The 19,644-nt window shown below is 36.5% G+C and carries 16 protein-coding genes; 3 read left to right on the top strand and 13 right to left on the bottom strand.

The annotated features are described in order from the left end of the window. Positions 1 to 11: 11 nt before the first annotated feature. A complete protein-coding gene (locus DW761_RS04455) occupies positions 12 to 800 on the top strand; it encodes a MerR family transcriptional regulator (RefSeq protein WP_117516534.1) in 789 nt (262 codons plus the stop codon). Between the two features lie 196 nt (positions 801 to 996). On the opposite strand, the gene DW761_RS04450 is transcribed toward DW761_RS04455, so the two are convergent. From DW761_RS04450 to DW761_RS04430, 6 genes are all read right to left on the bottom strand, one after another. Then, positions 997 to 2,088: an ABC transporter ATP-binding protein gene (locus tag DW761_RS04450; RefSeq protein ID WP_117453354.1), complete on the bottom strand. Its 1,092-nt coding sequence runs from the start codon at positions 2,086 to 2,088 to the stop codon at positions 997 to 999. Positions 2,089 to 2,099: 11 nt separating this feature from the next. Further along, entirely contained in the window at positions 2,100 to 2,273 is a 174-nt protein-coding gene (locus DW761_RS20960; protein WP_158552214.1) for a DUF6903 family protein, read from the bottom strand. Beyond that, positions 2,260 to 4,434: a 1,3-beta-galactosyl-N-acetylhexosamine phosphorylase gene (gnpA, locus tag DW761_RS04445; protein ID WP_117453355.1), complete on the bottom strand. Its 2,175-nt coding sequence runs from the start codon at positions 4,432 to 4,434 to the stop codon at positions 2,260 to 2,262. The genes DW761_RS20960 and gnpA (DW761_RS04445) overlap by 14 nt, the downstream gene beginning before the upstream one ends. A gap of 11 nt (positions 4,435 to 4,445) precedes the next feature. Next, the gene (locus DW761_RS04440) at positions 4,446 to 5,318 is read right to left on the bottom strand and encodes a carbohydrate ABC transporter permease (RefSeq protein WP_117453356.1); all 873 of its coding nucleotides are present in this window, start codon (positions 5,316 to 5,318) and stop codon (positions 4,446 to 4,448) included. Positions 5,319 to 5,330: 12 nt separating this feature from the next. Further along, complete coding sequence (locus DW761_RS04435; RefSeq protein WP_117453357.1) at positions 5,331 to 6,212, bottom strand: carbohydrate ABC transporter permease; 882 nt, start codon at positions 6,210 to 6,212, stop codon at positions 5,331 to 5,333. Positions 6,213 to 6,292: 80 nt separating this feature from the next. Continuing rightward, the gene (locus DW761_RS04430; protein WP_117453358.1) at positions 6,293 to 7,630 is read right to left on the bottom strand and encodes a carbohydrate ABC transporter substrate-binding protein; all 1,338 of its coding nucleotides are present in this window, start codon (positions 7,628 to 7,630) and stop codon (positions 6,293 to 6,295) included. A gap of 298 nt (positions 7,631 to 7,928) precedes the next feature. Between DW761_RS04430 and DW761_RS04425 the strand changes: the two genes are divergently transcribed. Then, complete coding sequence (locus DW761_RS04425) at positions 7,929 to 9,383, top strand: arylsulfatase (protein WP_117516533.1); 1,455 nt, start codon at positions 7,929 to 7,931, stop codon at positions 9,381 to 9,383. A 25-nt stretch (positions 9,384 to 9,408) separates the two neighbouring features. Here the strand turns inward: DW761_RS04425 and gnpA (DW761_RS04420) are convergent, their stop codons facing one another. Next, on the bottom strand, positions 9,409 to 11,565 hold the full coding sequence (gnpA, locus tag DW761_RS04420) for a 1,3-beta-galactosyl-N-acetylhexosamine phosphorylase (RefSeq protein WP_117516532.1): 2,157 nt from the start codon (positions 11,563 to 11,565) through the stop codon (positions 9,409 to 9,411). 246 nt (positions 11,566 to 11,811) lie between these two features. Here gnpA (DW761_RS04420) and DW761_RS04415 point away from each other — a divergent pair, with 246 nt between their 5' ends. Beyond that, a complete protein-coding gene (locus tag DW761_RS04415; protein WP_117453361.1) occupies positions 11,812 to 12,648 on the top strand; it encodes an AraC family transcriptional regulator in 837 nt (278 codons plus the stop codon). A 17-nt stretch (positions 12,649 to 12,665) separates the two neighbouring features. On the opposite strand, the gene DW761_RS04410 is transcribed toward DW761_RS04415, so the two are convergent. The 6 genes from DW761_RS04410 to DW761_RS04385 form a co-directional block, all read right to left on the bottom strand. Then, entirely contained in the window at positions 12,666 to 13,817 is a 1,152-nt protein-coding gene (locus DW761_RS04410; protein WP_117453362.1) for a D-alanine--D-alanine ligase family protein, read from the bottom strand. Positions 13,818 to 13,868: 51 nt separating this feature from the next. After that, positions 13,869 to 15,434 carry a UDP-N-acetylmuramoyl-tripeptide--D-alanyl-D-alanine ligase gene (locus DW761_RS04405; RefSeq protein WP_117453363.1) on the bottom strand — a complete coding sequence of 522 codons (1,566 nt, stop codon included), beginning with the start codon at positions 15,432 to 15,434 and terminating at the stop codon, positions 13,869 to 13,871. Further along, entirely contained in the window at positions 15,427 to 16,131 is a 705-nt protein-coding gene (locus DW761_RS04400; protein ID WP_117453364.1) for an alpha/beta fold hydrolase, read from the bottom strand. The genes DW761_RS04405 and DW761_RS04400 overlap by 8 nt, the downstream gene beginning before the upstream one ends. A 94-nt stretch (positions 16,132 to 16,225) precedes the next feature. After that, a complete protein-coding gene (locus DW761_RS04395; protein WP_199483549.1) occupies positions 16,226 to 17,542 on the bottom strand; it encodes a glycoside hydrolase family 3 protein in 1,317 nt (438 codons plus the stop codon). Between the two features lie 71 nt (positions 17,543 to 17,613). Further along, positions 17,614 to 18,975 (bottom strand): HAMP domain-containing sensor histidine kinase, encoded by a 1,362-nt coding sequence (locus DW761_RS04390; RefSeq protein ID WP_117453365.1) that lies wholly within the window; start codon positions 18,973 to 18,975, stop codon positions 17,614 to 17,616. Between the two features lies 1 nt (position 18,976). Then, entirely contained in the window at positions 18,977 to 19,636 is a 660-nt protein-coding gene (locus tag DW761_RS04385; RefSeq protein WP_117453366.1) for a response regulator transcription factor, read from the bottom strand. Positions 19,637 to 19,644 lie beyond the last annotated feature (8 nt).

Below are 19,644 nucleotides of genomic sequence, written 5' to 3'. Positions count from 1 at the left end.
AGGAGAGGCTTATGAAGAACTACTATAAGATTAATGAAATCAGTAAGCTTTATAATATCGGTGTAGATTCTATCCGTTATTATGAAGAGCTTGGCATTCTGCATCCAAAACGTGCTAGTAATGGATATCGCCAATATACAACCAATGATATCCACCGGCTAAATGTCATTCGTGATTTAAGAAGTCTTGGCTTTTCTATGCAAAGCATTAAAGCATATCTGGAAAATCAAAGTATTTCTTCTTCCCTTGCCTTTATGGAAAAAGAAGAAAAAATCATCAAGGAAAAAATTAAAGAATTAAAACGCATTGAAGAAAGTGTAAAAATCAGAAAGAAATCACTTCGTCAAAGTCAGAAGATCATCCCCAACCAAATACAGAAGGAGCACTTTCATAAACGTAAATGCGTTGCGTTAAAGAGTTCTACCAATCGAAGTGATGCGGATTTACAGCTGGTTCGTTTATCAAAAGAATATGAAAAGAATCTGTTTATCATCGGTAATTTCAATACCGGTTATTTCCTTGATATGAGTGATGAGAATGATATTCATCCACACAGTGTATTTATTGTGGGAGATAATCTAGAATCTTATGAGTTTTTATTACCAGAAGGAGATTATCTGACGTATTATTATAAAGGAAAACGTGATGAAAGCAACACCTATATCAAAGCGTTATTAACCTATGCCCATACACATGGTTATGAAATAGATGATTATGCAATGGAATTCTTTATCATTGATGATCATGAAACCAAGATTGAAGAAGAATTTATCACACAACTACAAATCAAAATCAAATGATTAGATTATAAAAAGTGGAAAACGAACGCTAAGCGCTCGTTCTCCACTTTTTTGTACCTTATTCTTTTTTTGGCTCTGGCAGGATATGCGTAAGAGGCAGCATCCCCTTACGCAATCCCTATGAAACTGAATGATCATATCGAATCAAGAGAAGGAAAGAGTTAATATGAATTGCAACTGACCATTCAGTAATCAACTACATAATTCTATTTTCAGTTTCTGGATCAAAGAAATGTACTTTACTTAAATCCATTGTCAATGCGATTGTTTCATGAGGTTTCGCTTCAATTCTAGCCGCAACCTTCGCATTCATTGGCTGATTGTGGAAGCTTCCATGAAGGATATATTCATGTCCTAACAATTCACTGACTTCCACATGGAAATCAAATGCTGCACTTGGATAAGTTTCCGCAACAATACCTTCTCCATGTAAATCTTCTGGACGAATACCCATGACTAGCTCTTTGCCTTCATATGGCTGTAAGCTTTCAATAAACATATCCGGAACGATGATTTCCTGTCCATCTGTAACGAATTTTTTATGAGTATATGTACCTTTCACAAAGTTTGTTGCTGGTGCTCCCAGGAATCCTGCGACAAACATGTTAGCAGGATTGTTATAAATTTCTTTTGGTGCCCCAATTTGCTGGATATATCCACCTTTCATAACAACGATACGATCGGCCATTGTCATGGCTTCTGTCTGATCGTGTGTTACATAAATAGAAGTAGCTCCGATTCTTTCATGCAGTTTGATAATTTCACTACGCATCTGTACACGCAATTTTGCGTCCAGGTTGGAAAGTGGTTCATCCATTAAGAATACTTTCGCATTACGAACGATTGCACGCCCCAGCGCAACACGCTGACGCTGTCCACCAGATAATGCTTTTGGCTTACGATCCAAATATGGTTCAATTTCCAAAATTTTAGCTGCTTCACGAACACGTTTGTCAATTTCTTCTTTTGGTGTTTTACGAAGCTGTAAACCAAATGCCATATTGTCATAGACACTCATGTGTGGATATAATGCATAAGACTGGAATACCATGGCGATATCACGATCTTTAGGTTCTATATCATTCATCAGTTTCCCGTCAATGTAAAATTCTCCTGCAGTGATATCCTCCAAACCGGCAATCATACGAAGTGTTGTAGATTTTCCACATCCGGAAGGTCCTACGAATACAATAAATTCCTTGTCTTTGATCTCTAAATTGAAATCAAATACAGCCTGAACGTTATTGTCATATACCTTATCTATATGTTTTAATGATAATTCTGCCATATCGTTACCTCCTATTTATACTTTTTGTTGTAGATATATAATTCCACAAGCAGTCCGGCTAATCCAAGTAGTTCCATACCTAAATTGCCTAATGATACGGTTTTTTGTCCGACAATGATCATTCCCAGGAATACGAAGAACAAGATTGCCATTACGATATTTTTAACAATGTTACTTTCCATCATTCATCACCATCCATCGAATTTCTCCAGGTGCCAGTGTCACACTGGTCTTGTTGCCTTCACCATCATATACATTTGTAACTTGTTCACGATTGGTATTATTTAAGATTGCATACGTACCACTCTTTGGATAAGCATGTACTTCACAATATAAATTATCCGCATACCATTTTCTAAACTCTGCTTCTTTATCAGCTGCATAATATAATGAACGCATCAGAATTCTTGTATTCTGTTCACTATATGGAAGTCCTGCGATATAAACACAGCGACCTTTTCCATATGTGTGTGTACTTAAATGTACTTCTCCATTACTATAAGAGATGATTTGTGTATCTTCACTTAGTGCATAGATATTTTTCATACCTTCGCCAAAGTTTAAATCTTCCACAACATCTTCCGTAATGAAGTGCTGCTCTACTGGTGTATGGAAATATTTATCTGTATGTAGTGTAAAGCCAAGTTCTTTATCTACACCAAATGCATCCGCAAGCTGGAAGAAATGTCCACCTTTTTCAATTGCTGTTGGTTCACCGATACCTACAAGTCCACCACCATTGTATACCCATGCACGAAGCATAGATACCAGTTTTTCATTATTCCATACGCTTCCACCAGAGAATGCTGTACCAGCATCACCTGCGTTGATGATTACATCGATATCTTCTGGGATACCATGTGCCAACACTTCATCAAAACTGATAAATGTTACATCCACACTTGCGCCTGATAAGCTTTCCAGCATACCATTGTAGGAATAAATCTGTTTACAATATAATCCATGTGCGACCATATAAGGATGCCAGCTGCGTAAAGATCCCCAGCTGTTTAATATCGCAACCCTTAAGCCACAATAAGGTTCATTTTCATGTACATGATCATAAATATAACGGAATTCATCACAAACTTTTTCAATATAATCCACAAATTTCGGGAATTTATATGCTAAGCTTGGATATCCGCCATAACCAATACGATCAATTGGTTTACGCATGATTGCACGTCTTGCGCATAACCAGTTGTCTACTGCTTCTGGAATTGGATCATTTCCTTCATAGAAGGTATCCGGGAAGAAGTAAGGCAAGAATCTTCCTTCATGATATTTTACACCAGGAATATCTGAAATCAAACGAAGTGTTGCCCCATTACCCACAGAACCAACCACTGCATCTAATCCGATTTCCGGGAAGTATTTGCCATAAGGCTCTGTACCAATCCAGTTATCTCCTAAAAACATCATAGCTTCTTTGCCGGCAGCATGCGTCAATTCCACAAGCTCTTTGGCTTTATCTTTTACAAAGCGCTGCTGCATATCGATATAATCCAGATACGCTTTTGTTGGTACACAGAATGTAGAGTTGTAATATCCATTCTGTACAAAGTCTTCTGGACGTAGTTTATATCCATATTCTTTTTCAAATGCCAACATTGCTTCTGTAGAAATACTTGCACCATATCCACACCAGTCAACGAATTTTTCTTTCGCACGGGCATTAAAGATCAATGTGAAGTGATAGAAGAATGTTGTGAAACGGACAACATCTGTATCTGGATTATCTTTCAACCATTGTTTCAGATAATCTACAACATATTGTGCAGATGCTGGTTTTCTTACATCAAATGGGATTTCATGAGGTTTATCTCCCCAGTCATTTGTGATATGGTTATACATCTGTGTTGGATCCCATAAGATATATGCTAAGAAAGATACTGTGTATTCATGGAAAGGTATGACATTGTTGACTGTTACGATGTGATGTTCTTTATCATAGTCCCAATTTGCTGGATCCACAACTTCATCCGTTGTACGATCCATCACTTCCCACCATACTTTTGGATCATGATCATAATCAGGTGTTACCTGTTGATCAAAATATTCTTTCGCAAATGCAATGCTTACCTGATTCTCAGTAGCTAATGTATAAGCGCTCATCAGATAAATCTGCTGGCATTCTTCCATATGCTGCTGAGCAAATTCATTATGACCTCTTGCTACAAAATATGTTGTATAAATTTTAGCATCCAGATGTTTGATGTCATCATCCAGCTTTGTTCCATCACTGTCACGAATGGCATCCGCACCCCAGCGGTTTAATAAATCTTTCGTTTGCTCAAGAAAATTTGATTGACTTGGCAATGTTACTCTACCCTTTGTTTTTCCCATAATCTAAACTCCTAATCTTTCAGACCACCAAGGCTCATACCTTGTGTCAGTTTCTTTTGTACTAAAATGTATAGAATCAGCGTTGGTACCATGACGATAACTAAGCCGGCATACATGACACCAAAATCTGCCTGTGACCTTTGAGAAGCCATCAGGAACTTCAATCCTACAGCCAATGTGGAGTTTTCTTTTTCCATCAATGTAAATGCTACGATATATTCATTCCAGAAGGATAAGAACTGGAATAAAATAACGGTAATGATACTTGGACGAGCCATTGGAATCATAATCTTAGTCATAGTTTTAAAGTATCCACATCCATCAATCAAGGCTGCTTCTTCATATGCCTTTGGAAGAGTCTTGAAGAATCCACTTAACAGATAAATCGTAAATGGAAGAGATGTAGATGCATAAACAATGGCAAGAACCAGCTTATTATTTAATAAGAAGTTCGTTAATCCCAATGCTTTATCCACATTAAATAACATCAGATAAATTGGCAATACAATGTAGTTTACGTTAACAAATAACCCCGCCATAAACAACATATTCGCTGCTTTTTTCCCTTTAAAGTTAAATCTTGCTAATACATAAGAAGCTGGCAATGCAACGATTAATAAAATAACCAAAGCCATTGCAGTTACCATAACTGAGTTGATTAGATAATCACCCATATGTGCTTTGGTAAATGCCGTTGCATAATTACTCCATAATAATACTTCTGGTAATGTCCAAGGATCACCAACAAGCTCTAATTGACTTTTTAAACTTGCTAAGAATACCCAGGCAATAGGTACAACGATTGTAATCGCAAATACGATCATTGCAAAGTATACAAATATTTTATACCAGGCATGTGATGACATTTTTTCTTTCTTTTTCATAATTCACCCCTCCTAGTATTCTAACACTTCTCGATTTGTGATCTTGTTCAAGATACCTGCAAGACCAAATGAGAAAATAAATACACAAACACCGATTGCCATACCATAACCGAAGTTACCACCAAATGCTTGTTTATACATATAGTTTAATGCAACTTCTGTGCCTAATGCACCATCGGTATTGATCTGTACATACATGAAACTTAAGTTGATTGTTGAAATTACGAAGAATGTCAATGTTGTACGGATATTGTCCCAAATCAATGGAAGTGTAATCATAAAGAACTGTTTTAACTTTGAAGCGCCCTCTAATGAAGCTGCTTCATATAAGTTTTCTGGAATAGAAGTCATACTTGCCATATACATTACCATATAGTATCCAATTGCCTGCCATACAAGGGCTGCGATAATGGAATACAATACGATATCCGGATTACCCATCCACTGCTGTGTCAATCCATCCAGATGAAGTGTTACCAACAGGCTGTTTAACAAACCATTGCTTGGTGCATAGATTGCTGAGAAGATACCTGCAATAACAACAATGTTCAAAATATTAGGAATATAGAAGATTACTCGGAAAATATTTTTTCCTTTGAAATTTTCTCTTGTCAATAGAGTCGCAAACAAGATTGCTAATATGACTGTAAATAATGTTACGATGACAATAATCAAAATTGTATTCTGTAAGGATTCAACAAATGTCATATCACTCATCAATTCCTTGAAGTTGCCTAATCCAACGAACGTTTCCGGACTTACAAATTTTGGCTTTTCAAACATGGAAATCCTAAATACCTGAAGTGTTGGATAAACCATAAATAAGCATACCAATATGATTGCCGGAGCCAGACATGCAAATACAAATCTTTTTTGTGCTTTCTTTTTTGTCATGGATGTTCCTCCTTTTATTCTTTTAAAAAGCGATGAGTAATTAGCTCACCGCTTTAAAGTTTATTAATTACTGTAGTAGTTTATTTAGTTGCAACTGGGTTTGCTTTTAATTTCTTCCAGAAATCAGTCAACTGTTTCTGCCATGCAGCTGCATCTGATTTACCATTAGCGATATCGTTAATTGGTCCATATACTACGTCTTTAAATTGTTCTTTAACTTTTGTAGTGTCATAAGGAGCGTAAGCACCTACAGATGCACGTACGTTTTCGTTATCATAAATACCATAGAATTCTTTTGTTAATGGATCAGAAATCTTATCTTTAGCACCCTGAATAGGAACTACCAAACCATATTTCATCATAATATCAGCACCTGCGTCAGAATAGATAAATTTCAAGAATTCTTTTGCATCAGCAATGTTAGCAGCTTGCTTTGGAATCCACATTTGTTCTGTGAACGCTGTAGCAACTCTTTCTCCGCCTTTTTCAAATGCAGGAAGTGCCATTACACCCCAGTGGAAATCCTTAGGTGTAGTTTTTTCCATTTCACCAACTACCCAAGAACCGTTAGGCATAAACAATGCTTTTCCATCAAGAACAGCCTGCTGGTTGTTAGTGAAACCATCTTTTGTATTCGCATTAGCTACTGTATCTGACCATAAGTAATTACTTACTAATTTAGAAATAGTTTCAGTTACTTTCTTACCATTGTCAGAATCCCAAGTACCGTCTTCATATTTCAATGCTTTTGTGAAATATTCTAATCCGCCAACCTGGTCTAACATACCCATTAATGTAGTATCGAAGTATCCAGCCTGTGGATATGTAAATAATGCGATTCCATCTTTCTTAGCTTGTTCGCCTAATGCCCACATATCATCCCAAGTTTCAGGTAATGCATATTTCTTACCTTCACCAACAAGGTTTGTGTTATAGTAGAATCCAGCTGGTGTATAGCTGATTGGAGCCAGATAGTTCTTTCCATCTCCCATATACTGAGAAACAGAACTATTAACAAATGACTTGTCAACTTTATCACCTAAATCTTTGAATACATCACTAATGTCCGCAACTTCACCAGTATTTAACTGAGTTTCTGTGTATGAAGAAGGCTGACCTAAGTTAAAGTAAACAACATCTGAATATTTTCCAGTAGCGTTTTCTTTATCCAATAATGTAGGAAGTTCTTTTTCAACACGTAATTCGATTGTTACATCTTTGTGTTCTTTTTCAAAAGCTTCTTTCAAATCAGTTAAGAATTTCTGGCCGTTACCGCCATCAAATGCGTCAATTTTTAAGACACGTTTTCCTCCTTCTGTTGGAGCATCACTTTTCTTGCCGTCATCTTTACTACCACAGCCGGCAACAAGGGTCGCTAATACTAATGCTGAGCAACCGACTTTCAATAATTTTTTCATAATCTCCCGTTTCCTCCTTGTGGATTATGTTTTCCATGTCTACATTATAGCCAATTGTAACCGCTTTTACCATACATAATGTTGTTACTAATTTTATATATATTGCGATAATAAGCAAAAAAGCGATAAATCTAAAAATATATTACATATGATAGACATAAAAATACATTTCCCTGTCGTTAATACCATTATAAGGGATGTTGCTATATTTCATAAAGAAATTAGCTTTCTTATTTTAAATGATTCCGTTTTCATTTACAATGCTTTATAATAAAAAAGAACAGGAGCGAGAAAAACAATGAAAAATAAACCGAATATATTATTACTAATGTGTGATCAGTTTCGTGGTGACTGCTTATCTTTTGCAGGACATCCTGATGTTAAAACGCCTTATTTAGATTCCTTAGTCGCAGATGGCATCTGCTTTACAAACGCTTATAGTGCTACCCCTAGCTGTATTCCCGCAAGAGCAGCATTGCTTACTGGAAGAAGTCAGAAAGGCCATGGCAGAGTAGGCTATGAAGATAATGTCGCATGGGAATATGATCATTATATGGCAGAGGAGTTTTCCAATGCAGACTATCAAACACAATGTATTGGAAAAATGCATGTACATCCCCCACGTTTATCCTGTGGCTTTCAAGGATTGAAGCTGCATGATGGATACTTGGGATGTTATCGAAACAATCATATCCCTCATTGGATGCATCAAGAAGTAAGTGATGATTATTTATATGATCTTCAAAATATCTATGGAAGAAGTGCTGATTTCAATGCAAGTGGTGCTGAATGCAACTCATGGGTAACTCACCCATGGATCTATGAAGAACGCCTTCATCCAACCAACTGGGTCGCAGATCAAAGTATCCGCTACTTACAGACAAGAGATCATACAAAGCCTTTCTTTTTAATGTCAAGCTTTGTACGACCACACCAGCCATTAGATCCTCCGCAAAGCTACTTCGATATGTACAAAGATAAAGACTTAAGAAAACCAGCACATGGTGATTGGGATGATATTGAAAAAACCAATGCCTTTGGTTACATCTGCGATTCCATTTATGGCTGTAACGATGAAGAAAGTCGCAAGAATGCCATGGCTGGATATTATGGTTCTATTTCCCATGTTGATCATCAGATAGGCAGAATCATAACTGCCCTTCATGAAGAAGGTGTATATGATGATACGATTATCGTCTTTGTATCAGATCATGGAGAAATGTTATTTGATCACAGCTTATGGCGCAAAGTGTTCCCTTATGAAGGAAGCACCCATATCCCATTTCTTATGCATATTGGAAAAAATATCGCACCCATCATTCCACATAAAGTAGAGGGGATCGCAGAACTACGTGATATCATGCCAACACTGTTAGAGCTTTGTGATATCGACGTACCTGATAGCGTGGATGGTATTTCCCTTGTCAAGAATGTATTAAGTGATACACAAGAGATACGTGAATACCTGCATGGGGAGCATAGTTTTCATTCCGCTTTCTCTAATCACTATATCGTGACACCACAGGATAAATTTATCTGGTATAGTGAAACAGGACAGGAACAATACTTTGATTTAATAAATGATCCAAGGGAAAGTCATGATGCCATTCATGATGAAACATATCAAAAACGTATTGATGAATTAAGAAACATATTGATTCAAGAGCTAAAGGATCGTGAAGAAGGTTATAGTGATGGAACAAAATTAATCAAAGGTAAAAAAGCCGTTAATATGATTCCACATCACAAATAAAAAGCCACAAATCGTGGCTTTTGTTTTAGTCGATTGTGAACCAGCGGATCTCATTAGCTTCAAGATCAATCTGGTAACTGTCTTTATCAGTATAAATCGTAGAGCTTTGTGGTTCATATGTGTTATTCACAACACAATAACTGTTGGTATTTGGATAAACATTGACTTCAACGTTACAGTTTTCACTGTACCATTTCTTCATGTTTTCTTCCTCATGTGCAGCATAGAATAAGCAGCGATATAGTAATCTTGCATTTTCAAAGCTGAAAGGCAGACCACTTAAATATACGCTTCTTCCTTTGCCATAGGTATTTGTCGCAAATTGAATATTATGACGATTATCTTTTAATACGATTGTTTCATCTAATGCGAATACATTCTTGATTTCTTCACCAAAGAAAGGATCGTGTAAACCTTCATTTAAGAAATGAGCCTGTTCATTCCAGTTATATTTATCAGTGGATAAAGAGAAACCTAATTCTTTGTCTACACCAAGAACATCGTATAGTTGATAGAAGTGTCCTTCTTTCTGGTAAGCACTTGGATCCCCTACACCGATAAAGCCTCCACCTTCATAAACAAATTTACGAAGAGCAGCTACGATTTTAGGATTATCCCAATATTCTCCACCACTATATGCGGTGTATGCATCCCCAGCGTTAATGATAACTCCTACACCATCTAAAACATGTTCATCATTTAGGATATCATCAAAGCTGATAAACTGCACATCAAATGGCATACCACTCAATGCTTCCAAAATACCAGAATAACTATAGATTTCTTTATACCATAACGCATGTGCTACCATGTGGGTGCCCCAGCTGCGCACTTTTCCCCAGCTGTTTAAAATGGTTACCTTAAATGGCATAACATAAGGTGTTGCGCCATGTACATGTTCATACAGTTCTCTGAATTCATCACATACAGATGTGATATAATCTACGAAATCTGGGAACTTTAACGCAAGTTTTAAATATCCGCCATATCCGATACGATCAAGTGGTGAACGTAAAATGGCACGTCTTGCGGTTACCCAGTTTTCTTTTGCTTCTTTGATAGGATCGCCGCCTTCACAGAATACATCTGGGAAGAAGTATGGCAAAAATCTACCTTCTGTATAGCGAACACCTGGAATATCACTGATTAAACGAAGGGTAGTTCCACTTCCTACAGAACCTACGACTGCATCAATTCCCAAATCCTTGAAATATGGTCCAAATGGTTCAGTACCGATCCAGTGATCGCCTAAAAACATCATGGCTTCTTTGCCAGCTTCATGGGTGATATCCACAAGCTTTTTCACAAGTTTTGCGACTTCTCTCATCTGAAACTGCATAAAGTCTTTATATTCTTTGGTTGGTACACAGAATGTTGAATTGTGGTATCCCTGATTAATGATATATTCCGGGCGGAATGGATATCCAACTTCTTCTTCAAACTGTTTCAAGATATATGGTGATACACTGGCACTATAGCCAAACCAGTCCACGAATTTCTCTTTTGCCTGATCATTAAACATCAGGGTAAACTGATGGAAGAATGTAGTAAAACGGATAACATCTACTTCTGGATGTTCCTTGATCCAACGTTTTAATTTTTCAATCACATATGCCTGTGTTTTGGGCTGACGTACATCATATGTCATCTGATGTTCTTCACCTTTCCATTCATTTGTTAAGGCATTGTACATATGTACAGGATCCCAAATAACAAAGGCTAAGAATGATACGGTATATGCATGAAATGGTACACAGTCATTTAAAATTACTTCCTGTGTATTTTCATCATAACTCCAGTTTTCCACAGGGAAAACTTCTCCCGTTGTACGATCAATGACTTCCCACCAGCGTTTGATATCATCTATCGTATTGACCTTTAATTGTTTTTCATAATAATGCTTCATCAATGGAATGCGAAGTGATGTTTTCGTTGCAGTTGTAGGATCACTCATCAGATACATCTGCTGGATTTCTTCTGGATGAGCTGTTGCCCATGCGTTGTCTTTTCTTGTTGTGTAGTAAGTTGCATACTGCTTGATGTCTAATTTGCTTAGTTCTTCTGGCATATTGGTTCCATCACAGTCACGGATTGCATCAGCACCCCATAAATCAATGATACGTAATGTTTCGTCAATGACATCCACATCCGTTGGAACGGTTACGCGTCCTTTCGTTTTCATAAATGAACTATCCTCCTATTTTTCATCTTTTCCTGCCCTCATTGTAAAAAAGAATTGCATGATTGTCAAATCGGCATTTTCGCCTTTTTTACAATATATATAAAATTTATTTCACGTAGACAGCGTGGTTATCGGATTTTTTTAATATCCTTTTCCGATTTTTTAGATAAATTGCTTAATTTGTTTTTTTGACAATATTTTTTCAAATTTGGCAAAGAATTTGATATAATGTCATCAGGTGATATTATGAGTATAAAGCGCTATCAATTTAAAGGACATCAACAAATTGAAAAAATGAATTTCCATTTGTTATATATTTCCACATCTTTATATGAAAAAGACTGGCATTCTACACCGCATGCCCATCATTGTACAGAGTTGTTTTATGTATTAAGAGGACGTGGAAGTTTTCAGGCAAATGAAGAAATCTTTGATATAAAAGAAGATGATTTAATCATCGTGAATCCAAATGTGATGCATACTGAAATGAGTAAAAACACAGAACCGTTAGAATATATTGTATTAGGTATTGAAGGTCTACAGTTTACCACACTCACTAAACAAGGCGAACAGGATGATTACAGCGTACATAATTATTATAATTATAAACATGAAATTCTTTTTTATCTAAAGACCTTACTACAGGAAATCGAGCATGAAGATGAAGAATATGAAATCGTATGTCAGGATTTATTAGAAGTATTAATTATTAATATGGTGCGAAGAACCAAGGCTAACATGATTGTAGCACCAAGTCAGAAGATCACAAAGGAATGTCGCTTTGTGGAGCAGTATATCAATAACCATTTCCGTGAAGATATTACATTGGAATTACTAAGTGAAAAAAGCTATATGAATAAGTATTATCTAGTACATGTTTTTAAACAGTATAAAGGTGTTTCACCTATCAATTATCTGATTAGCAAACGTGTGGAATGTGCGAAGGAGCTGTTAGAAACGACCAATTATCCGATTGCGCAAATTGCGGAATCTTCTGGTTTTTCATCACAGTCTTACTTTTCTCAGGTATTTAAAAAGGCAACAAATATGTCGCCTAATGAGTATCGTAAACGTTATGATTAGGGAGGTATCTCCCCTTTTTATTTGTTTAATTTTAAGCCATTTGCTTCTTTTAAAATATTACTTTGATAACTATGAATCTGTTTCCGGTTTCTTCTGGCATTTTTTCTTGATAATTCAATCAACTCATCACAAAGACTTGAAAAAGGAAGATCACTTGCCTCCCACAGATAATAAGATAAAGAACCAGGAATGGTATTAATTTCATTCACATAAATATCCTGTGTATCTTCATCAATCAGAAAATCGATGCGAGCTACACCTCTTGCTTTGAGAATTTCAAAGGTTAGTGCGGCATATCGTTGTATTTCATCTCTTGTTTCATCATCCATTAGTGCTGGAAGGATTCGGGAAGCACTTGCCATGCCTTTACTACCGCCATCCTGAATATATTTATCCTGATAAGATAAGATATCATCCATCTTTCTCACTTCTTCTAACTCTGAACAGCGTACATGTTCCTCATCCCCCAATACAGAACAATTGATTTCTTTTACATGCGTCAAAAGTTTTTCCACAACAACCTGGATATCATATTGAAATGCTTCAATTAAAGCTTTATGAAGCTGTGTATCATCTCTTGCGATTTGAATACCGACACTGCTGCCTAAATTGGCTGGCTTTATGATCAACGGATATCCCAATCGTTTTGCCTTCGCAAAAAATGCCTCGTCTAGTTTTTGATACAGGGATACATGAAACCAAGGAGTAATAGGAATGCCTTCCTCCTGAAGCAATTGTTTCATAATGACTTTGTCCTGTCCAATTGCTGCACCACAAACATCACTGCCGATAAATGGAATTCTTAATGTTTTACAATATCCCTGAAAACTGCCATCTTCCCCATAGGTGCCATGTAAGACGGGAAATACCATATCAAATTCTATTTCTTTTCTAAAAAAATGATGATGAGAAGGGATGACATAATTGCGGTCTTCTCTTCTAATCAAACTAACTTCCGAAAACGTTGCCTGTATTTCATCCAAATCCTGATATAAATTTAAATCCATCAACATCTCATCACTATACATTCTGCCATCCTTTGCGATATATAATGGGATGATTTCATATTTTTCTTTATCTAGTGCTGCCATAACCTGCATTGCTGATAAGATACTGATTTCGTGCTCAACCGATTCTCCTCCAAACGCTACCACAATGTTCGTTTTCATATGATCTTCCTTTCCGCTTTTACGCTAGTATATGCGCCTATGGAAATTTGGTTAATGTGAAAACGCATCTGGCAGGTCATTTTCCAGCAATACCACATCATGCTCCTGTACGATTTCTTTTAACACTTTCATTGCCTGTGCAAAATCTTTACAGATATGCAGATGATTTTCATCAAACCCTTCTTCCATTAATCCTTTTTGAATTCTGTTTGTTACTTTGATACCAACCAGAATCACTTCATCTACACAATGTGCCATTTCTTTTCCGAATTTTTCATTAGCGATATCTTCTCTATCGCCTAATTCAATCATCCCCGGTGTGACGATGATGGCGCGCTCTTTCATCGCTTTTAATACCTGTAAAGCATTGTGAGCACCTGTTGGATTGGCATTATATGCATCATCAATCAAGGTGTAGGGGGTAGTAGAAACGATTTCAAGACGATGCTTTACATAAGGTATTTCTTTAGTCAGCTCCTGAAGTCTTGTAAATGGCAACCCCATTTCATGTGCTACAGCGATTGCTGCACATGTATTATACACATTGTGTTCTCCCAATAATTTGATATCGAAACCATATACTTCTTTTTCATGTTGAATAGAAAATGACGTACCTGATGCATGTGGCTGGATCTCCATGATACGATAATCCGCAATCATATCTTTACCAAACCAGATAATCTTACATGCACTGGCAAGTGGATGTGCGCGGATATAGGCATTATCCGCATTTAAGAAGCCTAAGCCATTTGCTGGCAGTTCCTCAATCATATACATTTTTTCCCGTACAATATGCTCCATAGAATGAAAAGTCGCAAGATGCTGGGGACCAATTGCTGTCACAATACCTATTTGCGGTTTCACAAAATGCATCAATTCTAATATTTCTCCCACATGATCTGCGCCCATTTCACATATGAATACCTGATGCATGCGTTTTAATGAGTTTCGTATGGTAAGTGTAATTCCCATTTTATTATTAAAACTCTTAGGAGTCATCAGGGTATCATAATAATCACTTAATAAGGTATATAAAATGTTCTTCACAGACGTTTTTCCATAACTGCCCGTAATGCCAATGATGGTTAAATCATCACGTTTAGACAGTTTTGTTTTCGCATCATTGACATAATACTGTTGAATCATACGCTCTAATGGTTCTACAATCACAAGCGATATAAGAATTTCAAAGAAAGGCAGCCAATATAGCCATGGAGTACAAATGATCCATATGGTATCATTTGCATGTGTAAACAGCCATGAAAATAACACGTACAATAAGATACGCACACACAATAATCGTTTGATACGGTGCGTTAGTTTTAAAGGCAGACGATATTTTATTTCATGGTCGATTTTATATGCGAAATAAGCAGTTAGTGCCATCATTAATAAGATGACTTCTTTGCGATATTCCCCATGTAGTAAAAAACACAAATACATACAACACAACAATAACGTAATGAGCAGGGTACGTTTTTGAAGCCAGTTGCTTTTCAGCCAATGCAGGTAACGATCTTTATGATAATGATGTTGTTGAAGAATCATGGTACTGTATTTGATATTCACATAAAGATAACAGATGGAAATGAACCAGTAAATGATCATATTACGCATCTAAGAAAGCATCCACAATGCGTAAAAAACGAAAGCTTTGATGAAAATAAGCAAAGTGGTCCTCCTTTTCCAGCACAACAAGTGTGGCGTTCTGCATATCATGTTCCATCTGTTTACCCATCCAAAGAGGCGTCTGATTATCCTTTTCTCCCCATACCAGCAATGTTTCTACATCAATTTTAGATAATTCCGTACTGATATCCTCATTTACCGCTTTTACCAATATCCCCCGCATGATCCCACTGGCATTTTGATAATCGCTGCTGCCAAGGTTTGCTTTGATCTTCATTTTCTTCAATATCTTATAAGTATAAACCCGCAAATAATAATCCCATGTATAATGTTTTTTTATCCCTGCTGCACCAGTTAAAATCATTTTCTTTACTGGATATGATAAAGCATAACGAAATGCAATTCTTGCGCCAAATGAATGTGCAATGAGAATCGGGCATTCCATATGATATTGATCAGCCAATGCATGTATACAATTTGCATAATCTTGTATATTCCACACCCTTTCAGGCTCCTCACTATCGCCAAATCCTGGAAGATCCAGATTCATCACACAGAAGCGCTTAGAAAGATGATCCTGAATAAACTTCATCATATATGCATTTTGTCCCCAGCCATGTAACAGAATAACGCCCTGACCAGTACCTTTGATTGTAAGATTGATATGATTATCTTGTTCCTCCATCGTATGATACCTCCTATCTATGATAAGTATATGACAGTATCCTACAGAATTAGACCAATAGAAAAAAACGAACACACATGCATGTATGTTCATTTTAAATTAATCCTAATTGTTTTTTCCAAAGCAAAATACGTTTAACACTTTCATTGATACGTTCTTCTTTTATCGTACCTTCTTTTACTGCGCGCAAAACCGCTGGTATCTGGACTTTATAATTTCGGATAATCAGCATATCATTGCCTGCTTCCACGGCCTCAATCGCCCCCTCCTCAAGCCCTCTGGTTTTACGTATCGCATCCATAAAAAGATCATCTGTAAAAATCACACCATCAAAATTTAAATCCTGACGAAGAATTTCATGCAGTTTTGGAGATAAAGACGCTGGATTATTTTCATCCACTGCCATGATTATATTATGAGATACAAGTATTGATCCTGCCCCAGCTTCTATACCTGCTTCAAATGGTAAAAAATCCTGCTTCACAAAATTATCATAAGAACGCTTGTCTAGAGAACTTCCTGTATGGGTATCCTGATTGTTGCCATACCCTGGAAAATGTTTGAGTACACTTCCCATTTGATCTGTTTTCATTGTATTTATAACGGTTTTTACGTACTCTGAAGTCTGTGCAGCATCTTTTCCAAATGCACGAGGATATATAAAATCTGATGGGTTTGTGGATACATCGCTGACAGGCGCAAAATTCACATTGATTTGAAGTGATTTCAATAACGCATCTTTTTCTTTTGTATCCTCTATAATGCGATTAAATCCACCTTCCTGATACAATGTTTGCGGAGATGCAAATGGCTGTGATCGATAATTTGTATACCAGCTTAAGCGATTGACACTGCCGCCTTCCTCATCTACTCCAATCAGCATCGAAATCTTGCTTTCTCTTTGAAAAGCTTCATTATTTGTGATAAATTGATCTTTTGTATAAGGCGAAATCGTTTCATCAAATAGCATATAGCCACCCATATGATATGTATCGATTGCTTCTAACGCCTCAGATGTTGGACAACGCACCATAAACATTTGCCCCACCTTTTCTTCCAATGTCATATTAAAAATCATCTCATCAATATCACTTTTTGTTTCACTGCTTATTTGTATCTGTATGGCAATCCTGTCATCATCTTGTTCCTTATATGTCACATGTGCTTTATTACCTACAATCAAATCGCCGCTAATATCTGCTTTTTCTCTATTCATAGATATTGTTTCTTTCGGGGCTTTAATTATAATACGTGTACTTGTAATATCTTCTATCATACCATCAATTTCCATAGTTTTTATGCTTTCTTCCTGATGCTCTTCTGTTTTATCCACAGGTTTTTCATCCGGTTTTGTGGAACAGCCACTCAAGCATAAAAGAATGCTTAGCGCTACGATTAACTTATGTTTCATTTTTCATCACCTAGTTTCAGTATATCATGAGAAACACAAAGATTGGAAAATTATACAGAAAAAAGAAGAAACTAACGTCCCTTCTTTCCTTCTGGTTTTGGTTTTGTGATTCTAAAGATTACACCATCTTCTGTATTTTCACCACATACTTCATAATGGTTTGCGGCAACGACTTTGGATACGATGGATAAGCCAAGGCCAAATTTTCCACCTTGTCCTTTTTCATAAGGCTTAAACAGCACTTTGATACGATCCTCTTCCATACAAGGACCATCATTGGCAATCGTTAATCCTTCTTCTTCATTCAAATGGATTTCTATCTTTGTTTTCGCATAGCGCAATGCGTTTTCCACAATGTTTTCCACAGCAACACGCCAAGGTTCGGCTAAACCATCAAACCACACTTCTTCTAAATCTGTGATAAATTCAATTTCCGGTTTGATTACTTTATTTGCCTGTACAACTTTTTCCACGATTTCCTTCATATCAGAAGAAATACCTTCAGCATCCTGAGAAATCAAATATTCTACACGATTCATAAATAATAAAGAATGCACTTTATTTTCTAATCGATCTGCATTTTCGATAATGACATCCACGCTCTTTTCCAAAGTTTCATATGGATAAATGCCATCTTTGATACTTTCCCCATAAGACTTGATTGTCGCAATTGGTGTTTTCAAATCATGAGAAATATTATGAATCATATCTTCTTTGGTCTTTTCCTGTTTACGCAGTTCTTCACGCATACTGATGAGTGCTTCCGCAAGTTCACCAATCTCATCTTTACGATTAACATGCAGTTCTGCATCTTTTCCCTGTTTGACACGCTCAATATAATTACGTATCTGGTTTAATGGATGAATCAGAGTAATGACCCACATCATCAGGATAATGAAAAAGAATCCTACAACGATCACTGTAATATAAATGACACGGCTGACCAGTTCATCTTTATATTTATCAAAGCTGCTGGAAACACTGCGGGAAATCAGATACTGGTTATCATCTACTTTTGTGATATAATAATAAGAATCTTTTTTACCGCCTGGATAAAAGCCACTCCATTCACTGGCACCTTTTTTATTCATGGTGGCAATATCATTTAAAATGCATTCCCATTCTGCTTCTGATGCACCTAAATTTGATGATTGATAGCCTCTGCCATCCTGAATCACAAAAGAGATTGTCTGTACATTTGCGATGACAGGATATTTATCCTGTCCAGAAAGAATCGTATTCTCTTTTAACGCTACACTGGTTTCCTGGTTTTCTTTGATCATATCATATTCTCTGCCACGCAATACCTGATCGACATTTCCATTCAGATATACAAAGAAAAACAGCGCAAAGAATGTCACAAAACAGAAAATTAATGCGAACAGCTGTTGTGTTAGTGATAACTGTTTGATAAATTCATTAAAACGTTTCATATTAACCTAACCTGTACCCATATCCATAAATGGTATGAATATTCAAGTTTGGCAGTTTTTTACGCAAACGACGAAGGGTATCATCCACAACACGGTCGCTTCCAAAATAATTTTCTTCCCAGACACTTGTCAGAATCTTATCACGGTTGAATGCCATTCCTTTATTTTTGATAAACAGCATTAACAAATCAAATTCTTTTGTGGTCAAATCTATTTCACTTCCATGATCAAAGACTTTACGCTGTTCCTCATCCAACTCATATCCATCAACCATAATACGGTTGTTTTCTTCTTTGTATACACGCTTCATAACGTTGTTAACACGTAATACCATTTCCTTTGGTGAGAATGGTTTCGTGATATAATCATCACTACCTTTCTCCAGTCCAATGATACGGTCAAATTCTTTATCACGGGCAGACATGAAGATGACAGGAATATCTTTTCCCTGTAAACGAATTTCTTCAATTAAATCAAAACCGCTTTTATCATCCAACATGATATCTAAGATCCACAAATGTACATCATCATCACTAACATGTGCACTTGCTTCTTCGTATGTATAATAGCTTCTTACTTCGTAACCTTCTTTTTTCAGATACTGAGCAACAAGGTCATTGATTGCTTTTTCGTCTTCTACAACACAAATCACTTTTTTCACGCAAATCA

The sequence above is a fragment of the Absiella sp. AM29-15 genome, assembly GCF_003434225.1.
Classification (GTDB): Bacteria; Bacillota_I; Bacilli_A; order Erysipelotrichales; family Erysipelotrichaceae; genus Hoskinsella; species Hoskinsella hominis.
This window is presented reverse-complemented; position numbering and strand designations above follow the sequence as displayed.